Below are 1,280 nucleotides of genomic sequence, written 5' to 3'. Positions count from 1 at the left end.
CCCTCCTCGACCATCCGCTCGAAGACCGGCAGCAGTCAGCAGGTACGCCTGTTCGGGCGCGTACCCGAACTTGGTCAGGTACTCGATCGCATGCAGGCACGCACGCTGGTACGACAGATGTGAATCCAGGTACTTCTGCTCGCCGTCGAGTGTGACGGAAGTGCCCGAGAACGCAAGCCACTCGGAATACTGCGGATCCGTGTTTCCCGGCATGAAGATGGCGTTCTCGGAAACGCCGTAGGTATCCATGCCGCCTTTGATGATGTCCACACGAAGATCGATGAAGCCGCCCATTTCGATGGCGCCGCAGAATGTGATCTCACCGTCGCCCTGGGAGAAGTGGAGATCGCCCACCGACAGATTCGCGCCGTCCACGAATACCGGATAGAAGATTCGGCTGCCCTTGGTGAGATTCTTGATGTCCTGGTTTCCGCCGTTCTCGCGCGGGGGAGCGGTGCGGGCCGCCTCGCCGGCCACGCGTGTGTACTCGTCGCCGGTCAAGGTTCCCAGTACTGCATCGCGGGGCTCAGGCGGAAGGGCAAGCGGGGGAACCCGATTGGGATCGGTGGCAATGAGGGCTCCCTCGCGGGCATTCCACTTGGCGAGCAAGGCTGCCGACGGAGCCGTGCCCATGAGTCCTGGGTGGACGATGCCCGTGAACGAGACGTGCGGAATGTGGCGCGACGTCGCCGTTTGCCCGGAGAAGTCCCAGACGGCCTTGTACGCGTCGGGGAACTGTTCGGTGAGGAAGCCGCCGCCGTTGTTCCGTGGGAAGATGCCGGTGTAACCCCAGCCTTGACCGGCCAACGGACCCGAATCCTCTTGGGGGATAGGCCCGATGTCCAAGATGTCGACGATCAAGAGGTCGCCGGGCTTTGCGCCTTCGACGGCAAAGGGGCCGGACAGCGTGTGGACAGTCGTCAGCGGTGCATTGAGAATGTCGTCGGCCGAGTCGTCGTTGTGGATGGCGCCGTCGAACCATTCGCGGCAATGGACACGAAACGAGTCGCCGGGTTTCACCGTCACCGCCGCGGGGATGTCCGGGTGCCACCGATTGTGGCCGACGATTTCCTGGTCGGTGAATTTCTTGGCGGAATCGAGTGGAAACAGCAGTTCAGGCATATGCACTCCTCATTCTCGACGAAACGGAAAACTCGTGGCGGCAGGATTTTCGTGTCGGATCGGGGCTCGCGAAGATTTCGCTCAGGGGCGAGGTAGCTTGCGGTGTTCGACGTGTACGAGAACGCCGAGCAGTTGGGCGAGGGCCGGAAGTCGCTGGC

At 62.3% G+C, this 1,280-nt stretch carries 1 protein-coding gene; it reads right to left on the bottom strand.

What is annotated here, in order from left to right:
* Positions 1-1,122: formamidase (gene fmdA / locus ABT116_RS47355; protein ID WP_351647585.1), on the bottom strand; the 1,122-nt coding region annotated here is incomplete at its 3' end.
* Positions 1,123-1,280: the final 158 nt, after the last annotated feature.

The sequence above is a fragment of the Streptomyces sp. NPDC002130 genome, from assembly GCF_040296465.1.
Lineage (GTDB): Bacteria > Actinomycetota > Actinomycetes > Streptomycetales > Streptomycetaceae > Streptomyces.
This window is presented reverse-complemented; position numbering and strand designations above follow the sequence as displayed.